Here is a 16,952-nt window from a genome sequence, read left to right as displayed (position 1 = left end):
GAGTCAGAGCCCGCCCGCGCTACGGCAGGGTCGGCGCGGCCTCGACCAGCGCCCGCGTCACCGGGTGCACCGGCGCGTCGAGCAGCCCGACCGGCCCGTGCTCCACGATGCGCCCCGCCGACATCACCGCGACGGTGTCGCACAGCCGCTGCACCACGCCGATGTCGTGCGACACCAGCACCAGCGTCAGCCCGAGGTCGTCGGCGAGCGAGCGGAACAGGTCGATCACCCGTGCCCGCACGACCACGTCGAGCGCGCTCATCGGTTCGTCCCCGAACAGGATCCGCGGACCGTGCACCACCGCCCGGGCGATGGCGATGCGCTGCCGCTGGCCGCCGGAGAACTCGTGCGGGTAGCGGTCGACGGCGTCCGCCGGCAGGTCGACCCGTTCGAGGACGTCCCGGACGAGCGCGGCGTGCGAACCCTCCACCCGGAGCGCCCGCAACGGTTCGCGGATGATCGCGCCGACGCGCATCCGCGGGTCGAGCGACGCGTACGGGTCCTGGAACACCACCCCGGTCTCGCGACGGAACCAGCGCATCGCACCCGCGGACCCGGACGCCACCACCGGACGACCGGAGGCGGTCACGGCACCCGCGGAAGGTGCCTCCAGGCCGGCGAGCAGCCGCACCAGGGTCGACTTGCCGGATCCCGACTCGCCGACGATCCCGAGCCGCTGGCCGGGGGCGACCGTCAGGTCGACGCCGTCGACGGCGGTGCGCACCGGACCGGGCTCGAAGGGCCCGCGGCGGGGGAGTCGGTAGGTGCGGTGCAGCCCGACTCCGTCGAGGACGGCGGTCATGCGGAGCCTCCGGACGGACGGGTACGACGGGCGGTGGCGCGCGCGGCATCGACGAGCGCGACGGTCGCGGGGTGCTGCGGCGCGGCGAGCAGCGACGCGACCGAGCCCTGCTCGACGACCCGGCCGGCGTCGAGCACGACGGCGGTGTCGGCGATCCGGGCGAGCACCGCCAGGTCGTGCGTGACGAAGACCATGCCGGCCGACAGCCCTTCGAAGAGGTCGAGGATCCGCGCCTCGGTCGTGACGTCGAGCGCCGTCGTCGGCTCGTCGGCGACCAGGTACGCGGGCTGCCCTGCCATCGCCATCGCGATGCAGATCCGCTGGCGCTGCCCGCCGGACAGCTGGTGCGGGTACTGGCGCAGCAGCGACTCCGGGTCCGGCAGCCCGACGTCCGCCGCCAGCGCGGTCGCCGCGGCACGCGCCGCCCGCCGGTCGAGTCCCCGGTGCAGCCGCAGGGGCTCGGCGATCTGCGCGCCGACGCGGCGCAGCGGGTCGAGGGCGGTGCCGGGCTCCTGGAAGACCATGCCGATGCCGGACCCGCGGTGCCGTGCGCGCTGTCGGTCGGGCAGGCCGACGAGTTCGGTGCCGTCCAGGCGGATGCTGCCGGTGACGGTCGCCCCGGTGGGCTCCAGCCCCATCAGGGCGAGCGAGGTCATCGACTTGCCGGATCCGGACGCGCCGATCACGCCCACGCGTTCGCCGGGAGGCACGGTGAACGTCACGTCGTCCAGGATCGTCCGCCCCGTGATGCGGACGGAGAGCCCCACCACCTCGAGCCCGCCGGTGCCGGTGTCGCTGCGGCTGTGGCTGCGGTCGGTCATGCGGTCACCCCGGGGGTGGTCGTGGCCGCGTCCGGGCGGCGGTCGCCGCCCGCTGCGCGGTCGTTCGTCGTCAGACGCGGATCGGTGGCGTCGCGGATCGCGTCACCGAGCAGTGAGAGCGCGGCGACGACCAGCGCGATCGCGGCTCCGGGCCAGGTGGCGCTCCACGGGTGCACGCCGATGTAGGTCTGGAGGTCGGAGAGCAGGTTGCCCCACGACGCCGTGTCCGAACCGGCGCCGTAGCCCAGGTACGACAGACCGGCCTCGGCGAGGACCGCGGTGGCCATCGCGAGCGAGAGCTGCACGGTGAACAGCGGCGCGGCGTTCGGCACCAGGTGGCGGAACAGCACTCCGACACCACCGACGCCAGAGGCCCGGGCGGCGGTGACGTAGTCGCTGCGGGCGATGCGCCGGATCTCGCCGCGGGCGACCCGGGCGATCGTGACCCCGAAGGACAGTCCGACGCTCACGATGACGACCCCGAGCGAGCCGCCGAACACCGCGGTCAGGAGCATCGCGGTCAGCAGGGTCGGGAACGCCACCAGGATGTCGAGCAGGACGGCCGTGCCCTCGCGCACCCAGCGGGCGGTGAGCGAGCCGATCGCGGTCAGGACGATGCCGACGACGCTGGCGATCACCCCGGCCCCGACGGCGACGAGGACGGTGGTGCGGGTGCCGGCGAGCAGGTAGCTCGCGATGTCGCGGCCGGCGGCGTCGGTGCCGAACCAGTGCGCGGCGCTCGGACCCTCCCACTGGCGGAACGGGTCGGCGCGGAACGGGTCCTGCGGCGTCCACACGAGCGACACCGCAGCGAGGACCACGAGCAGACCGAGCACGACGACGGCGAAGACCCCGGTGGGGCGGGACAGCAGGCGGCGGATCACCCGGACACCTCGCGTTGGCGCGGGTCGAGGGTGCGGTGCACGACGTCGACGGCGAACCCGACCAGCAGCACCAGTCCGGTGAGCACGAGGAGCTCGGACTGCACCTTGGTGATGTCGCGGCGGCCGACGTCGGTCACGAGCATGCGCCCGACCCCGGGCAGCGAGAACAGCTGCTCGACGACGACGGCCCCGACCAGCAGCCCGGCGATCTGCACCCCGAGCACGGCGAGCACCGTGAGGGCGACCGACGGCAGCCCGTGCCGGAGCAGTGCCTGCGTGCGGGTGAGGCCGATCGCGGCCGCGGTGCGGACGTGGTCCGCGTCGAGCACCGACAGGGTCGCCGACCGGGTGAAGCGCAGGATGACGGCACCCTCGACCGCACCGATGGTCAGGGCGGGGAGCACGAGCGAGGCGAACGCCCGGCCCGGCTCGGACCAGCCGTCGAGCGGGAAGCCCTGCGTCGGCAGCCAGTGCAGCGTGACGGCGAACAGTGCGACGAGCAGCATGCCGGCCCAGACGACCGGGACGGCGGCGACGGCCTGCGCGACGAACCCGATGACGGCGCCGCCCGGCCGACGGCGGAGCACCGCGGCGACGACCCCGAGGGGGACGCCGATCACGAGCGCGGTCGCGAGCGACATGCCCGCGAGCGGCAGGGTGATCGCCAGTTTCTGCGCGATCTCCGGCGCGACCTGCCCGTTCGTCACGAGGGACCGACCGAGGTCGCCGCGGAACACCCCGCCGATCCAGTCGAGGTACTGCACCACGACGGGCCGGTCGAGGCCGAGCTGCTGCCGGAGCTGCTCGACCTGCGCCGGGGTCGACTGGGTGCCGGCGACGACCTGTGCGACGTCGCCGGGCAGCACCCGCAGGGTCGCGAAGATGATGACGCTCGCGACGAGCAGCCCGACGACGAGCAGCAGCAGCCTGCCGACCAGGAACCGGGTCACGTGCTCGGAGCTCCGGCAGCGGTTCGGCTCACTTGACGGCGAGCTTCGACAGGTCGAGCCTCGAGTTGCCGCCGTCGACGGGGAAGCCCGTGACGCCGGTCCGCACCGCGGTGATCTCGGTGGCCGTGTAGAGCCACTCGCCGGCGGCGTCCTCGCTCACGATCTTCGCGGCCTTGCGCAGGGCCTCGGTCTTGGTGGCCTCGTCGGTCGCCGCGATCGACTCGGCGTAGAGCGACTGCACCTCGGCGTTGTCGTAGCCGAAGTAGTAGTCGGGGTTCGCCCAGTTGCCGAAGTCGCGGGCCTCGACGTGGTCGACCATCGACAGGTCGAAGTCACGCTCGCCCGACTTCGGTGCCTGGAACACCGAGGACAGCCAGGTGGCGAAGTCGACGCGCTTGACGGTCAGGGTGATCCCGACGTCGGCGAGCTGTGACTTCAGCACGTCGCCGATGGTCGCCGGGTAGACGTTCGCGTACGTCAGCGTGAGCTTCAGGTCCCGTTGTCCGGCGGCGGCGAGGAGCCGCTTCGCGTTGTCGGGGTCGTACGCGTCGATGTCGGTCAGGTCCTCGTACCCGGGGTCGAGCTCCGGGATCGGACCGCCCTGCTCGACACCCGTGCCGCCGATGGCCTTGATGAGCGCCTTCGGGTCGATCGCCTGCCGGATCGCCTGGCGCACCCGCTTGTCGGTGAACGGTTCCTTGCGGTCGTTGAACGCCAGCGTGTACTTGTCCGTCGTCTTGCCGCTGTGCAGCGCGATGTCGGCGTTCCCCTGGAGCTGGCTCTTCAGCGTGCCGTCGACCGGGTTGAGGACGTCGAGGTCCCCGTTGGCCATCGCGTTGACGGCCGTCGACGGGTCGGTGATGTACCGGAAGACGATCTTCGCGACCTTCGCCTTCGTGCCCCAGTAGTCGTCGTTGCGGTCGAAGGTGAGCGAGTCGCCCTGCTTCCAGCTCGCGACCTCGTACGGTCCGGTGCCGTTCGCGGTGTCCGACAGGTCGTTCGTCGCGGCCTTCTCGAGCACCAGGCCGGAGCGGCCGGTCAGGTTCCAGAGCAGGTCCGAGTCGGGCTTCGCCAGCTTGAGCTCGACCACACCGGTCGACGGGGACGTGATCGAGGTGACGCCGGCGAGCTTGGCGGAGTCGACGTAGGTCTCGTTCGACTTGACCTGCTCGAGCGACCAGACGACGTCGGCCGCGGTGACGTCCTTGCCGTCCTGGAAGGTGATGCCGTCGCGCAGCGTGAACGTGTACGTCAGCCCGTCGTCGGAGACCTCGTGCTCGGAGGCCAGCACGTCGCGGATGTCGCCGTCGGCGGTCCGGCCGACGAGCCCCTGGTACACGTTGTCGATGAGCACCTGGTCGAGCGCTGCACCGGACTGCGTGCGGATGTCGAGGCTGGTCGGTTCGAGCACCAGGCCGACGCGCACGGTGGCGTCGGCGCCGCCGTTCTCGTTCGACGAGCCGGAGCAGCCGGTCAGCGCGAGGGCGGAGACGACGGCGACCGCGGTGGCGGCGAGGGCGGCACGTCCGATGCGCGTGGTGCGTGCAGCCCGGGCGGTACGGCGGTGGAGCGGACTCATGGGGTGTGGGTTCCTTCCGGACGCGAGGCGATGGTCACAGCTCGCGCTCGCACGAGGTTACCGGGGGCCGGTACGGTCCCGCGACGGTTCATCGATCCGGTGCAACAAACCGTGACGTCCCGCCCATGCCCGGATCGCCGCAGCGAGTTCGAGGGGCGCCTGGTTCTGCACCGCGTGCCGTGCGGTGACCGTCACGATCTCGGCGTCCGGCAGCCGCTCGGCGAACGCGGCGTGCAGCTTCGGTGAGACGTACCCGCGGTCGCCGCGGACGAGCAGGATCGGCACCCGCAGGGCCTCGAGGTCGGGCCAGGCGTCGGCGAAGCGCCCCACCGACGACGTGCGACCGGCGGGCAGGTGCGGGAAGTGGTGCCGCCGGACGAGCGCGCCGTCGTCGCCGAGCCGCGTGGTGTGGCGCGCCTCGCGCAGCAGCACGTGCCGGTCGTCGCCGACGCGTGCCTCGATCGCCCGGTCGACGACCTGGTCCAGCGTCGCGAAGGGCTCCTCGGCCTCGAGTGCCCGGGCGATCCGGTCGACCGCCCGCTGCGCGAAGTCCGGCGACATGTCGACGAGCACGAGCCCGGTGACCCGCTCCGGTGCCGTGGCCGCGAGCCGTGCCGACAGGATCGCACCGAGGGAGTGCCCGACGACGATCCCCGGCGGCACGTCCATGGCGTCGAGCGCCGCGAGCACGGTCGGCGCCGTCACGGACGCCCCGTAGTCCGCGTCGTCCCGCCACGACGACCGGCCGTGTCCGGGCAGGTCGAGGGCGACCGCCGGCTCGCCGACGGCGAGCGCGGTCTGGTCGAAGCTGTGGGCGTCGATGCCGAGGCCGTGCAGGTAGGTGATCCGGGCCTCCCGGTCTCCCCACCGGATGGCGGACGTCTCCTGTCCGTCGTGGGTGCGGACCACCTGCCTGGAGGCGCGGAGCGGCTCCGTCACGCCGCTCGCGCGGGCGAGGGCGGCCAGGTCTGCGAATTCGTCGTCGGGGGCATCGGGCACGGAAGCGATCTTCGCACCGTCGGCGGGGTCTGGAGACGTTAGGTAAGGCATGCCATACTCGGATCCGTGGCAACCCGGTACCGCGTCTTCTCCGTCCGTGTGGCAGCGGTCACGTCCCTCACCCCGCACTTCGTCCGGGTGACGCTGACGGGCGATGCCCTGGCGGACTTCTCCTCGGTCGGGCTCGACCAACGGATCAAGGTCGTCCTGCCGCTGGACGGCGTGGGCTTCTCCGAACTGCCCGAGGACGAGGACTGGTACGCCGCCTGGCGTGCCCTGCCGGACGCGGAACGGAACCCGCTGCGCACGTACACGGTCCGCTCGTTCCGGCCCGACGCCCGTGAGCTCGACATCGACTTCGTCGCGCACGGCGACGCCGGACCCGCATCGCGGTGGGTGTCGTCCTGCCGCGTCGGCGACGAACTCCGGATCGTCGGACCCCGCGTGCCGGAATCGCCCGAGGACCTGCCGACCGGTGCCGCCGAGTTCGCACCCGGGCACGCGAACCGCATCCTGCTCGCCGGGGACGAGACCGCCGCCCCGGCGATCTGCGCCATCCTCGAGGCGCTCGACGTCTCGACCGTCGGCCACGTCTTCATCGAGGTGCCGACCGACGCCGACCGGCTGCCCGTGACCGCGCCCGCCGGGGTCGAGGTCCGCTGGATCGCCCGGAACGGTGCGACCCACGGCGTCCGCATGACCGACCAGGTGCACGCCTGGGCGTCGACGGTGGCCGTCGGGTCCGCCTGCGGTGAGACCGCGGAACTCACCGACGTCGACGTCGACGAGCAGGTCCTGTGGGAAGTCCCCGCGCCGGTGGACGAGCGTCCGGTGTACGCGTGGATCGCGGGGGAGGCCGGCTGCGTCAAGGAGCTCCGCCGCCACCTGGTGCGCGGCGTCGGGATCGACCGGAAGCAGGTCGCGTTCATGGGGTACTGGCGGCACGGCAAGGCCGAGAACTGAACGCCGCAGCCGGGCTCCCCACGACCGCGTTGGGCGTGCGTGGGCTGACGCTCGCGTACGACGACCGCATCGTGGTGGACGCGCTCGACGTGGACGTCCCCGACGGCGAACTGACCGTCATCGTCGGCCCGAACGCGTGCGGCAAGTCGACGCTGCTGAAGTCGTTCGCGCGGACGCTGAAACCGCGCGCCGGCACCGTGTACCTCGACGGGGCGCCGATCGACTCGTACCGTCCGAAGGCCGTGGCCCGACGGGTCGGCATGCTCCCGCAGACGCCGATCGCCCCCGACGGCATCACCGTCCGCGACCTGGTGTCCCGCGGGCGCTTCCCGCACCAGGACCTGCTGCACCCGTCCTCCGGGTCCGACCGGCGGGCCGTGCAGGCCGCCCTCGAGCAGACCGAGACCCTCGACCTGGCCGACCGCAGCGTCGACGAGCTCTCCGGCGGGCAGCGGCAACGAGTGTGGATCGCGATGGTCCTGGCGCAGGAGACCGACATCGTGCTGCTCGACGAGCCCACGACGTTCCTCGACATCGCCCACCAGTACGACGTGCTCGAACTGGCCTCCGCGCTGCACGCCGCGGGGCGGACGGTCGTCGCGGTGCTGCACGACCTGAACCAGGCGGCGCGCTACGCCACCCACGTCATCGCGATGCGCCAGGGGTCGATCGTGGCCGCGGGGCCGCCGTCGTCCGTGCTCACCGCCGACCTGGTGGAGGACGTCTTCGGTCTGCCGTGCGTGGTCGTCCCCGACCCCGAGAGCGGCACGCCCCTCATCGTCCCGCGTCGCCCCGCCGCAGCCTGACGACGCCCCGCCCCGCCGCGGCCGGTCCCGCCGCGCCCGGGCCGGTTCCCGAGGTTCCGAAATCTCGGCATCTCACCGCGCCCACGGGCCGCCCGTGGAACCTCGGCGGGACGCACGCGGCATGTCGTGGAACCTCGGCGGCGGGGGAGCCATCGTCCTCGCCGACGCAGGGGCTCAGCGGTAGCCGCCGTCCTCCAGGCCGGCCTCGACCTCGAAGCGGTTGCTGAGCGGATCACGGCCGGCGGCGGCGTACAGCACGGGCATGAGCATGCCGTACCGCCGCCACTGCGCGACGTGCACCCGCTCGTGCCGGAGCACCCTCAGCCCGTCGTTGTCACGGGTCAGGTAGACCGAGCCCACGCAGGTGCCACCGCGGCGGAACACCCACCGCGGCAGCCCCGTGCAGACGATCAACCCGTCGACGACCCGGACGGGCCCGGTCGACAGCGGCAGGCCCACCGCGAGGCCGACCGCGGTCGCGAACAGCCAGCCCGCGTGGGACACCGGGGAGTCCAGGAGCGGGTTGCGCACCCCTACTCCGGGCGACCGTAGGTCTCGAGCAGGCGGAGCCAGATCTCGTTCATCGTCGGGTAGGCCGGCACCGCGTGCCAGAGGCGGTCGATCGGGACCTCGCCGACGACCGCGATCGTCGCCGCGTGCAGCATCTCGGCGACGTCCTGGCCGACGAAGGTGACCCCGACGACGACCCCTCGGTCCTCGTCGACGACCATCTTGGCCCGCCCGGTGTACCCGTCGGCCTGCAGTGCGGACCCCGCGACCCCGCCGAGGTCGTACTCCACGGCACGGACGTTCAGCCCCTGCTCGCGGGCGGCCTGCTCGGTCAGGCCGACGCTCGCGACCTCGGGGTCGGTGAAGGTGACCTGGGGGACCGCGGCGTGGTCTGCCGTCGCGACGTGGGCGCCCCACGGCTCGGTGTGCAGCGGCGTACCCTGGTACCGGGCCGCGATGGCCTCGCCGGCTGCCCGGGCCTGGTACTTGCCCTGGTGGGTGAGGAGTGCTCGGTGGTTGGCGTCGCCGACGGCGTACAGCCAGTCGGTGCCGTGCACGAGCATGGTGTCGTCGACCTCGAGCCAGTCACCGGCGGTGAGCCCGACGGACTCGAGCCCCAGGTCGGCGGTGTGCGGGGTGCGGCCGGTGGCGGCCAGGACCTCGCTCGTGATGACGGTGGTGTCGTCGTCGAGTGTGGTGGTGACGAGCCCGTGCTCGTCGCGGTCGACCCGCACGGGGCTCACACCGGTGCGGACGTCGACGCCGAGTTCGCGGAGCGCTTCGGTGACGAGCTCGCCGGCGAACGGCTCCATTCCGCCGAGCAGCCCGTGGCGGGCGACGAGGGTGACCTTCGCACCGAGCGATGCCCACGCGGTGGCGAGCTCCGAGCCGGCGACGCCGCCGCCGATCACGAGCAGGCTCTCCGGCACCTGCTGGGCGCTGGTGCCCTCGCGCGTGCCCCACGGCTTCGCGTCGGCGAGTCCCGGCACGTCCGGGAGCGCGTGCAGCGACCCGGTCACGACCGCGACGGCGGCGCGGGCCGTGTGCGTCTCGCCGCCGACCTCGATCGTCTTCTCGCCGGTGATGCGGGCGTGGCCGCGGATCAGGGCGATGTCGGCGGACTCGAGCCAGGACACCTGGCCGTCGTCCTTCCAGTCCGAGGTGAACGAGTTGCGGCGCGCGAGCACGTGGGCCGCGTCGAGTTCGCCGGTGACGGCCTGCTTTGCACCGTCCAGGCGCTTCGCCGCGGCCAGGGCGTGGCCGCTGCGCAACAGTGCCTTCGACGGCATGCACGCCCAGTAGGAGCACTCGCCGCCGACCAGTTCGGACTCCACGATCGCGACCGCCAGGCCGCGCTTGTGGGCGTAGTCCGCCACGTTCTCGCCGACTGCGCCGGCGCCGATCACGATGAGGTCGTAGTCCGTCATGGGGCCGAGCGTACGCGGACCGGCATGGGGCGCGCCCGGCGCGCCGGGTCGGTTCTCAGGCCACCCGGGAGGCGCTGGTCAACGCCCCGACGACGCGCAGGATCACGCCGAGGTCGTCCACTGCACGGTCCGGGTCGACGGGAGCGAATCCGGTGAGCGCGGCGCCGGCCAGGCGGCGGCCGCGGGTCGCGGCCTGGATCCGCTCGACCAGACCGGCGCCGTCGAGTCCGAACGGCACTGGCTCGAGCAGGCCGTCGACCTCGGACGGGTCGAGGACGTCGAGGTCGACGTGCACGAACACGGACGTGGCTCCGGTGGCGTCGACGGCGGCGGCGAGAGCGTCCGGGGTGGCGGCGTCGACGTCGAGCCGGGTGATCCCGGCTCGGTCCAGCGCCGCTTCCTCGGCGTCGTCGAGGCCCCGGACCCCCGCGACCACGACCGACGAGGCGGGGAGCACGGGCAGTGCGGGGAACAGCTCGTCGACGCGGTCGACGAGGATCCGCAGGGCTGCGGTCTCGGCGGCGACGGGTTGCGCGCGGTTGAGCGGGCGGTACCCGCTGGACCCGGCGATCCGCACGAACGCGGTGTCGGGGCCGAGGCCCACGGTCGCGCCGAGGACGCTCGCGCCGTCCCCGCCGACGACGAGGACCGGTTCGCTGGCGACGCCGGTCTCCGCTGCCACGCGGTCGGCAACAGCGAGCACGGAGGTGTAGCGGGCGACGGCCGTCTCGAGGCGGTCGCCGGCTCCGGTGGGGACGTCGACCACGGTGGTGGACGCTCGGGGGAGGTCGGCCGCGATCGCGGTCGCTCCGTCCCCGAGGCGCATCGCGCGCGACGACGCCGAACCCTGCCACTGACCGACCACGAGGAACTGCATCGTCTCAGTCTGTCAGGTGGGGTCCGGCGTCGTCCGGGAAGGTCAGAGGCTCGACGAGCCGCCGGACTTCAGCGCGGCGAGTCGTGCTTCGACCTCGGCGTCCTTGCCCACGTCCTCGAGGCTCTCGAACTGGGCGTCGAGGCTCGACGACTGCAGCTCCTGCTGCCCGAGGACCTTCGCTTCTTCACGACGGACCTTCTCCTCGAAGCGACCGAGGTCGCTCGTCGGGTCGAGCACGTCGATGTTGCCGAGCGCGTCGTTGACCTTGGACTGCGCTTCGGCCGTCTTGGAGCGGGCGACGAGGTTGTCGCGCTTCGCCCGGAGTTCCTCGAGCTTCTGCTCCATGCCGGCGAGCCCGGTCTTGAGCTTCTCCACCGCTTCGTTCTGCGAGGCGAGGTTCGGCTCGGCGTCCTTGACCTCCTGCTCGGCGGCGATCTGCTTGCCGATCGCGATCTTGGCGAGGTTGTCGAACTTGTCCGCCTCGGCCGTCTTGCCCTCGGCGCGGTACTTGTCCGCGGCGGAGGACGCGTTGGCCGCCTTCTGGCCCCACTCGGTCGAGGCGCGCTTGTCCTCTTCGTGGTCCTGCTCGAGCAGGCGCACGTTGCCGATGGTCTGCGCGATCGCCGTCTTCGCGTCGGCGATGTTGTTCGTGTAGTCGCGCACGAGCTGGTCCAGCATCTTCTGCGGGTCCTCGGCGTCGTCGATGAGCTGGTTGATGTTCGCCCGCACGAGGGTGGAGATGCGGCCGAAGATCGTCTGCTTTGCCATTGCTGTTCCCTTTCCTGGAAGGTCTGACGTGGTGTGTCTGGTCTGTCGGGTGTGTGGTCTGCTCGTCGGCTGGGGCGGGGTCAGAAGCGGCCGCCGCCGGAGAACCCGCCTCCGCCGCCTCCGCCGCCCCCACCACCGAAGCCGCCGCCCCCGCCGAAGCCCCCGCCGCCGCCCCCGAAGGAACCGCCGCCGAAGCTGCCGCCGCGGCCGCCGAGCAGGCCGCCGAGCACGATGCCGGTGACGAGGCCGCCGAGCTGTGCCCCGTTGCCGCCGCCACCGCCGAAGCCGCCGCCGCCGCCGCCCCAGCCGCCCATGTCGCCGTTCGCGGCGTCCATCGCGGCGGCCGCGTACTGCTCTGCGGCGCGTGCGGCCTGCAGGGCCTGTCCGGGATCGGTCGTGGCGAGCTGCACGGCGTCGTCGAGGGCGCGCTCGGCCTCGGACAACCGGGTGCGGGCGGTCGGTCCGATGCCGCCGCGGTGCAGCGAGATGTACTCCCGCGCCTGGCTGATCCGGTTCCGGGCGTCGCGCAGGGCGTCGTCGAGCGCTCGGGACGCCCGGCGCTGCTGCTCCTCGGCACCGCGGGCTGCGGCGATGGCCTGGTCGATCTCGGTGTTCGCCTTGGTGAGGGCGTCGACCGCGGCGACCGGGTCCTTCGGGTCGAGGCCCTGTCGGAGAACGGTCTGCGCCCGTGTGACGGCGGCGGCGAGGTCGGGACCGCCGACGGTGAGCGTCCGGGCCGCCGCGACGTCGCCCTCGATGTCGATGCGCATCGCCTCGGCGCGCGCCGTGGCCTCGGCGAACGACCCCTCGGCGGCGATGGCGCTGTTCGTGAGTTGTTGCACCTGCGCCAGTGCGTGCTGGGCGTCACGCACGGCGACCACGGCCTCGCCCTTGTCGCCCGCGGCGATCGCCGCGGTGGCCGCGTTCGAGCGCTCGGTGGCGTAGGCGAGGACCTGGTGGGCCTGGTCGACGTTGTCGGACACGGTGGCGAGGGTGCGCCCGGTGTACCTCGACCGGACGCGGTCGAGGGCTGCTGCTGCCGCGCCGACCGAGGCCGGGGCGGCCGCCACCGCCTGGGCCAGTGCGACCGCAGCGTCGTCGACGCCGTCCTCGAGCGACCGGAGTTGGTCGAAGGCCTCGGTCTGCTCCTCGATCGAGGCGTGCGCCTGCTGGCAGATCGCGATGATCTGGTTCGCCCAGTCGGCACGCTGCTGGGGGGAGTCGGGGATCTCGTCGTCGAGCTGCTGCCGGAACGTGAAGGCCTTGCGCACGGCCTGCTGCGCGGCGGCGACGGCGTCGGCGAAGGGCTTCGCGGCGTCGGGACCGAACTGCGCCGTGGCGAACCCGACCTCTTGCTCGGCGGTGCGGAGTTCGTCGTCGATGGTGACGAGCGCTCCGCCCGCGGTGCGTTCGAGGTCGGCCAGGGACTCCTGCTGCGCCTTGGTGGCGGCTGCGGTCCTGCGTTTGTTGCGGGTGCGGATGACGAGCACGACGACCACCAGGCCGACGACGATGATGAGCAGCAGGACCCAGAGCCAGGTCAGGTCCGGCGGCGCCTGGGTGTCGGTCAGGCCGTTGGCGAACGCCACGGCCGCGCCGGACCAGTCGCCCTGCTTGAGCTCGGGGAGCAGTGCGTCGTTCACGGCGCTCTGCACGTCGGACTCGGAGATGGCGGTCTCGTTGGTCTGCTGGACGTCGTAGTTGCGCTCGTCGACCGCGACGGACAGCAGGATGCCGTCCGTGTCGATCTGGTTCCGGTCCATGACCGCGGAGCCCCATGCGGTGTGGTCCGTCGGATCGGTGAACGTCGGCACGAACACCACGTACAGCTGCGTCTGGGTCTCGGCGTACAGGTCCTGCACCGCCTGTTCGACCTGCGCCTGCTGCGACGAACTGAGGGCGTCGGCTTCGTCTAGGACGTACGCCCCACCCAGGTCGACGGGTGCCGTGGCCTGCGCGGTCGCTGCCGGAGCCAGGACGATCAGCATCGCCACGACCGCTGCCGTGACGCGACCCCAGAGCCGCGCTGTCCCCCGTTCCGTGCTCGACCCGCCTGTGCCCGATCCGTGCTGGACCGTTCGCATCCGTCCTCCGTCCGTCACCGGTCGGCGCCGTCGACACCGCACCGAACCGCGCCCTGTGTGCGCCGTCGCCCGGAGTCTATCGACGCCCCGGAGCGCACGGACAGACTCCCGGTGAACCCTGTGGACAAGCCGATCCATGGGAGTCTTGTCCCCCGAGCCGGGGTATGCTGACGGCACTGTTCGACGACGAACGGAAGGGAACAGCAATGGAGCGAACCACGAGTACCGAGGTCGTCCCGCTCGAGGACGGCTACCACCGCGTGTCGACGCCGGCGACCGGCGTGATCGGCTTCGTGCGCGAGCACGACGGCCGCTACGAGGTGCTGCGCGGACGCGTCCGGCAGGCGACCCGATCCGAGGGTCTCTACAGCACCATGAACGTCGCACTCATCGCGCTCACGCACGCGTAGCGACACGGCTCTGGACCGGCCATCCGCGCACCGTAGGCTGCGTGCGTGGGTGAGTCGGGCCTCCAGACCGTCGTCGTGACGCTGTGCGCGCCCGGCTCGGACCGCGCTGCCGACCGGGAGGCCCTAGTCGCCGCCGTCGCGTCGGCGTCCGGTTCCGAGACGGCCGAGGTGCGCGCGGGGCGCGTCTGCCCGCACTGCCGCGGGACCGACCACGGTCGTCCGTGGGCCACGGTGAACGGCACCGGCTACGGCGTCAGCTTGTCGCGCACGACCGGAGCACTCGCCATCGCCGTCGCTCCCGGCATGGTCGGCGTCGACGTCGAGCGCGTGTCCCGCGTCGCCGCAGCGCCGCTCGACGCCTTCACGTCCGGTGAACGCGGTCGTTCGGCGGGTGACGTCGGCCTGCTCGCGGCCTGCTGGGCGGCGAAGGAGGCCGTGCTGAAACGCGACGGCCGGGGCCTGCGCGTCGACCCGATGGCGGTGGACGTCGACGTCGCGGCCGGGTCCGCGCGCTTCGAGGGGGTCGACCACGCCGTCACGGTCCTCCGACCGGCAGCCGACCTGGTGCTCGTCGTCGCGGCCGGCGGACTGCCCGTCGTGGTCGCGGGGACGGTCAGCGGGGGAGCGTGAGCACCGCTGCGCCGTCCTCGGTGATCGCGATGGTGTGCTCGGTGTGGGCCGTCCGGGCTCCTGTGGCGCTGCGGAGCGTCCAGCCGTCGGGGTCGGTGACGAGCACGTCGGTGTCGGCCATCACCCACGGCTCGAGCGCGAGCAGGAGCCCCGGCCGGAGCGTGTAGCCGCGACCCGCGCGGCCGGTGTTCGACACGTGCGGGTCCTGGTGCATGGTCGAACCGATGCCGTGGCCGCCGAACTCGACGTTGACGGGGTAGCCCGCGGCCTCGAGCACGGTGCCGATGGCGTGCGACAGGTCGCCGGTGCGCGCACCGGGTCCGGCAGCGGCGATCCCGGCGGCGAGGGCGCGCTCGGTGGCGTCGATGAGGGCGAGGTCCTCGTCGCGCGGGGTGCCGACGACGAAGCTCACCGCGGCGTCGGCGGCGATGCCGTCCAGGGACACCGCGAGGTCGAGGGTCAGCAGGTCGCCGTCGGCGAGGGCCCGGTCGTGCGGCAGCCCGTGCAGCACGGCGTCGTTCACGGCGGTGCAGATGTGGTGGCCGAACGGACCGCGGCCGAACGAGGGTGCGTAGTCGACGTAGCAGGAGTCGGCACCGGCGTCCTCGATCATCTGCTTCGCCCACCGGTCGATCTCGAGCAGGTTCGTGCCGACGCGGGTCCGTTCGCGCAGGGTCTGCAGGATGGTGCCCACGAGGGCACCGGTGGCGCGGGCCTTGTCGACCTCGGTGGGCGTCAGGATCTCGATCACGCGGATGATCATACCGGTATTACTATGTGGGAATGGTCCGTCTCCCGCTCAGCCCCGACGAGGTCGCGCGCGGCCGCCGCCTCGGTGCGCTGCTCCGTCGTGCCCGTGGTCCACGGTCGATCGTCGACACCGCCGTCACTGCCGGGATCTCGCCCGAGACGCTCCGCAAGATCGAGACCGGGCGCATCGCGACGCCGGCGTTCTCGACCATCGCATCCGTCGCCGGCGTGGTCGGACTGTCGCTCGACGCCGTGTGGTCCGAGGTCAGCTGCGACCCGGCCGACGGCGAACTGGCGGGCTAGCCGACCGGGCAGCGGAGCCCGCTGGTCAACCGGTCGGCGGAGCCCGCTAGTCGACGTGCGGCGCGGGCAGCGCCGGAACCGACGCCTGGTCGATCCACCGGCCGGTGACCGCACGGACGTCCGCGACGGGACGGCCGGCGGCGTCCGCGAACGCGCCGAGCACGTCGGGCACCGTCACCGAACCGTGCCGGTGCCGTTCGGTGATGCTCCGGAGCCCGGCGAAGAAGGCGTCGTCGCCGAACGTGCGGCGGACGGCGTGCAGGGCGAGGGCGCCGCGCTTGTAGACGCGGTCGTCGAACATGTCCTTCGCGCCGGGGTCCCCGACGACGAGGTCCTCGGGCTGGTCGAGCAGGCCTTGCCGGTACTCCGCCGCGAGCGTGTCGGCGGTGTCGCCACCGCGTTCCTCGGACCAGAGCCACTCGGCGTAGCAGGCGAACCCCTCGTGCAGCCAGATGTCCTGCCAGCGCGCGACCGTCACCGAGTTGCCGAACCACTGGTGTGCGAGCTCGTGCGCGATGAGCCGGTCGGTGCCGTGCTCGCCGTCGACGTGGTTGCGGCCGAACACCGCCAGCCCGTGGGCTTCGAGCGGGATCTCGAGCTCGTCGTCGGTGACCACGACGCCGTACGCCGCGAACGGGTACGGGCCGAAGCGGTCGGAGAACAGCGCGAGCATCTCCGGCACCTGACCGAAGTCGGTCTTCGCGGCGGTCGCCAGGTCGGCGGGGTGGTGCAGGGTGACGGGGACGACGGCGCCGCGGAGCCTCGTCGTGCGGTACCGGCCGATCTGCACCGTCGCCAGGTACGTCGCCATCGGCTCGGTGGTGGCGTAGGTCCAGCGGGTGCCGATCCGGTCGCGTTCCTTGCCGAGCAGGTCGCCGTTCGCCAGGACGTCGTACGCGGCCTCGGCGGCGATCTCGAACCGGTAGGTCGCCTTGTCGTCCGGTCGGTCGTTGCACGGGAACCACGAGGGTGCCCCGGTCGGCTGGGCCGCGACGATGACGCCGTCGGTGAGCTCCTCCCACCCGACCTGACCCCAGGCGCTGCGCACCGGGCGCGGGTTGCCGCGGTACTTCAGGTGCACGGTGAACGTCGTGTCGGCCGCGATCGGGGAAGCCGGGGTGACGGTGACCTTGTGCACGGCGTTCGACACCTTCTTCGCGCGGGCACCGTCGACGTCGGCGCGCTCGACGCTCAGGCCGTGCAGGTCGACCACGATCCTGTCGAGCGGCTCGAGGGCGCGCGCGGTGATCGTCGCGGTGCCGTCGAGGCGGTTCGTGGCGACGCGGTAGTCGAGGCGGAGGTCGTAGTGCTCGGCGCTCCAGCGTCGGTCGCCGCTGTGCGGGGTGTACGGGTCGGCAGCGGAGGTGTTCGGCACGGTCTCAGTCAACC

18 protein-coding genes are annotated in these 16,952 nt (G+C 72.7%); 5 read left to right on the top strand and 13 right to left on the bottom strand.

What is annotated here, in order from left to right; genetic code table 11:
* Positions 1-19: 19 nt before the first annotated feature.
* The 6 genes from ACXKZB_RS11375 to ACXKZB_RS11350 are packed head-to-tail and all read right to left on the bottom strand — an operon-like array spanning position 20 to position 6,035.
* On the bottom strand, positions 20-802 hold the full coding sequence (locus tag ACXKZB_RS11375; RefSeq protein ID WP_222657866.1) for an ABC transporter ATP-binding protein: 783 nt from the start codon (positions 800-802) through the stop codon (positions 20-22).
* Complete coding sequence (locus ACXKZB_RS11370; protein WP_488823190.1) at positions 799-1,623, bottom strand: ABC transporter ATP-binding protein; 825 nt, start codon at positions 1,621-1,623, stop codon at positions 799-801. Before ACXKZB_RS11370 ends, ACXKZB_RS11375 begins: the two co-directional genes overlap by 4 nt.
* Positions 1,620-2,507 (bottom strand): ABC transporter permease, encoded by an 888-nt coding sequence (locus tag ACXKZB_RS11365; RefSeq protein ID WP_488823189.1) that lies wholly within the window; start codon positions 2,505-2,507, stop codon positions 1,620-1,622. Before ACXKZB_RS11365 ends, ACXKZB_RS11370 begins: the two co-directional genes overlap by 4 nt.
* Positions 2,504-3,457 (bottom strand): ABC transporter permease, encoded by a 954-nt coding sequence (locus tag ACXKZB_RS11360; protein ID WP_123312371.1) that lies wholly within the window; start codon positions 3,455-3,457, stop codon positions 2,504-2,506. The genes ACXKZB_RS11365 and ACXKZB_RS11360 overlap by 4 nt, the downstream gene beginning before the upstream one ends.
* 28 nt (positions 3,458-3,485) lie before the next feature.
* The gene (locus ACXKZB_RS11355) at positions 3,486-5,036 is read right to left on the bottom strand and encodes an ABC transporter substrate-binding protein (protein WP_488823188.1); all 1,551 of its coding nucleotides are present in this window, start codon (positions 5,034-5,036) and stop codon (positions 3,486-3,488) included.
* 57 nt (positions 5,037-5,093) lie between these two features.
* Positions 5,094-6,035 carry an alpha/beta fold hydrolase gene (locus ACXKZB_RS11350; RefSeq protein ID WP_488823187.1) on the bottom strand — a complete coding sequence of 314 codons (942 nt, stop codon included), beginning with the start codon at positions 6,033-6,035 and terminating at the stop codon, positions 5,094-5,096.
* A 66-nt stretch (positions 6,036-6,101) separates the two neighbouring features.
* Here ACXKZB_RS11350 and ACXKZB_RS11345 point away from each other — a divergent pair, with 66 nt between their 5' ends.
* Both ACXKZB_RS11345 and ACXKZB_RS11340 read left to right on the top strand, forming a co-directional pair.
* A complete protein-coding gene (locus ACXKZB_RS11345; protein WP_488823186.1) occupies positions 6,102-6,998 on the top strand; it encodes a siderophore-interacting protein in 897 nt (298 codons plus the stop codon).
* 29 nt (positions 6,999-7,027) lie between these two features.
* Positions 7,028-7,804, top strand: coding sequence for an ABC transporter ATP-binding protein (locus ACXKZB_RS11340; RefSeq protein ID WP_488823185.1), 777 nt, complete (start codon positions 7,028-7,030; stop codon positions 7,802-7,804).
* Positions 7,805-7,978: 174 nt separating this feature from the next.
* Here ACXKZB_RS11340 and ACXKZB_RS11335 read toward each other — a convergent pair whose 3' ends face one another.
* From ACXKZB_RS11335 to ACXKZB_RS11315, 5 genes are all read right to left on the bottom strand, one after another.
* On the bottom strand, positions 7,979-8,335 hold the full coding sequence (locus ACXKZB_RS11335) for a Fe-S oxidoreductase (protein ID WP_488823184.1): 357 nt from the start codon (positions 8,333-8,335) through the stop codon (positions 7,979-7,981).
* A 2-nt stretch (positions 8,336-8,337) separates the two neighbouring features.
* On the bottom strand, positions 8,338-9,741 hold the full coding sequence (locus tag ACXKZB_RS11330; protein ID WP_488823183.1) for a dihydrolipoyl dehydrogenase family protein: 1,404 nt from the start codon (positions 9,739-9,741) through the stop codon (positions 8,338-8,340).
* A 55-nt stretch (positions 9,742-9,796) separates the two neighbouring features.
* Positions 9,797-10,618, bottom strand: coding sequence for an arginase family protein (locus tag ACXKZB_RS11325; RefSeq protein ID WP_488823182.1), 822 nt, complete (start codon positions 10,616-10,618; stop codon positions 9,797-9,799).
* Positions 10,619-10,660: 42 nt separating this feature from the next.
* Positions 10,661-11,386 carry a PspA/IM30 family protein gene (locus tag ACXKZB_RS11320; protein WP_123312378.1) on the bottom strand — a complete coding sequence of 242 codons (726 nt, stop codon included), beginning with the start codon at positions 11,384-11,386 and terminating at the stop codon, positions 10,661-10,663.
* An 80-nt stretch (positions 11,387-11,466) separates the two neighbouring features.
* A complete protein-coding gene (locus tag ACXKZB_RS11315; protein ID WP_488825888.1) occupies positions 11,467-13,374 on the bottom strand; it encodes a TPM domain-containing protein in 1,908 nt (635 codons plus the stop codon).
* A gap of 302 nt (positions 13,375-13,676) precedes the next feature.
* Here ACXKZB_RS11315 and ACXKZB_RS11310 point away from each other — a divergent pair, with 302 nt between their 5' ends.
* Together ACXKZB_RS11310 and ACXKZB_RS11305 are read left to right on the top strand one after the other, a co-directional pair.
* Positions 13,677-13,880, top strand: a complete 204-nt coding sequence (locus tag ACXKZB_RS11310) for a hypothetical protein (protein WP_071255966.1) — start codon at positions 13,677-13,679, stop codon at positions 13,878-13,880.
* 45 nt (positions 13,881-13,925) lie between these two features.
* On the top strand, positions 13,926-14,510 hold the full coding sequence (locus ACXKZB_RS11305) for a 4'-phosphopantetheinyl transferase family protein (RefSeq protein WP_488823181.1): 585 nt from the start codon (positions 13,926-13,928) through the stop codon (positions 14,508-14,510).
* Here ACXKZB_RS11305 and map read toward each other — a convergent pair.
* Positions 14,494-15,261 (bottom strand): type I methionyl aminopeptidase, encoded by a 768-nt coding sequence (gene map, locus ACXKZB_RS11300; protein WP_488823180.1) that lies wholly within the window; start codon positions 15,259-15,261, stop codon positions 14,494-14,496. The genes ACXKZB_RS11305 and map overlap by 17 nt on opposite strands.
* A 32-nt stretch (positions 15,262-15,293) precedes the next feature.
* On the opposite strand from map, the gene ACXKZB_RS11295 reads away from it, so the two are divergent.
* Positions 15,294-15,563: a helix-turn-helix domain-containing protein gene (locus ACXKZB_RS11295; protein ID WP_488823179.1), complete on the top strand. Its 270-nt coding sequence runs from the start codon at positions 15,294-15,296 to the stop codon at positions 15,561-15,563.
* Between the two features lie 46 nt (positions 15,564-15,609).
* On the opposite strand, the gene ACXKZB_RS11290 is transcribed toward ACXKZB_RS11295, so the two are convergent.
* Positions 15,610-16,938 (bottom strand): M1 family metallopeptidase, encoded by a 1,329-nt coding sequence (locus tag ACXKZB_RS11290; RefSeq protein ID WP_488823178.1) that lies wholly within the window; start codon positions 16,936-16,938, stop codon positions 15,610-15,612.
* Positions 16,939-16,952: the final 14 nt, after the last annotated feature.

Source organism: Curtobacterium sp. ABR8 (assembly GCF_057812125.1).
This window is presented reverse-complemented; position numbering and strand designations above follow the sequence as displayed.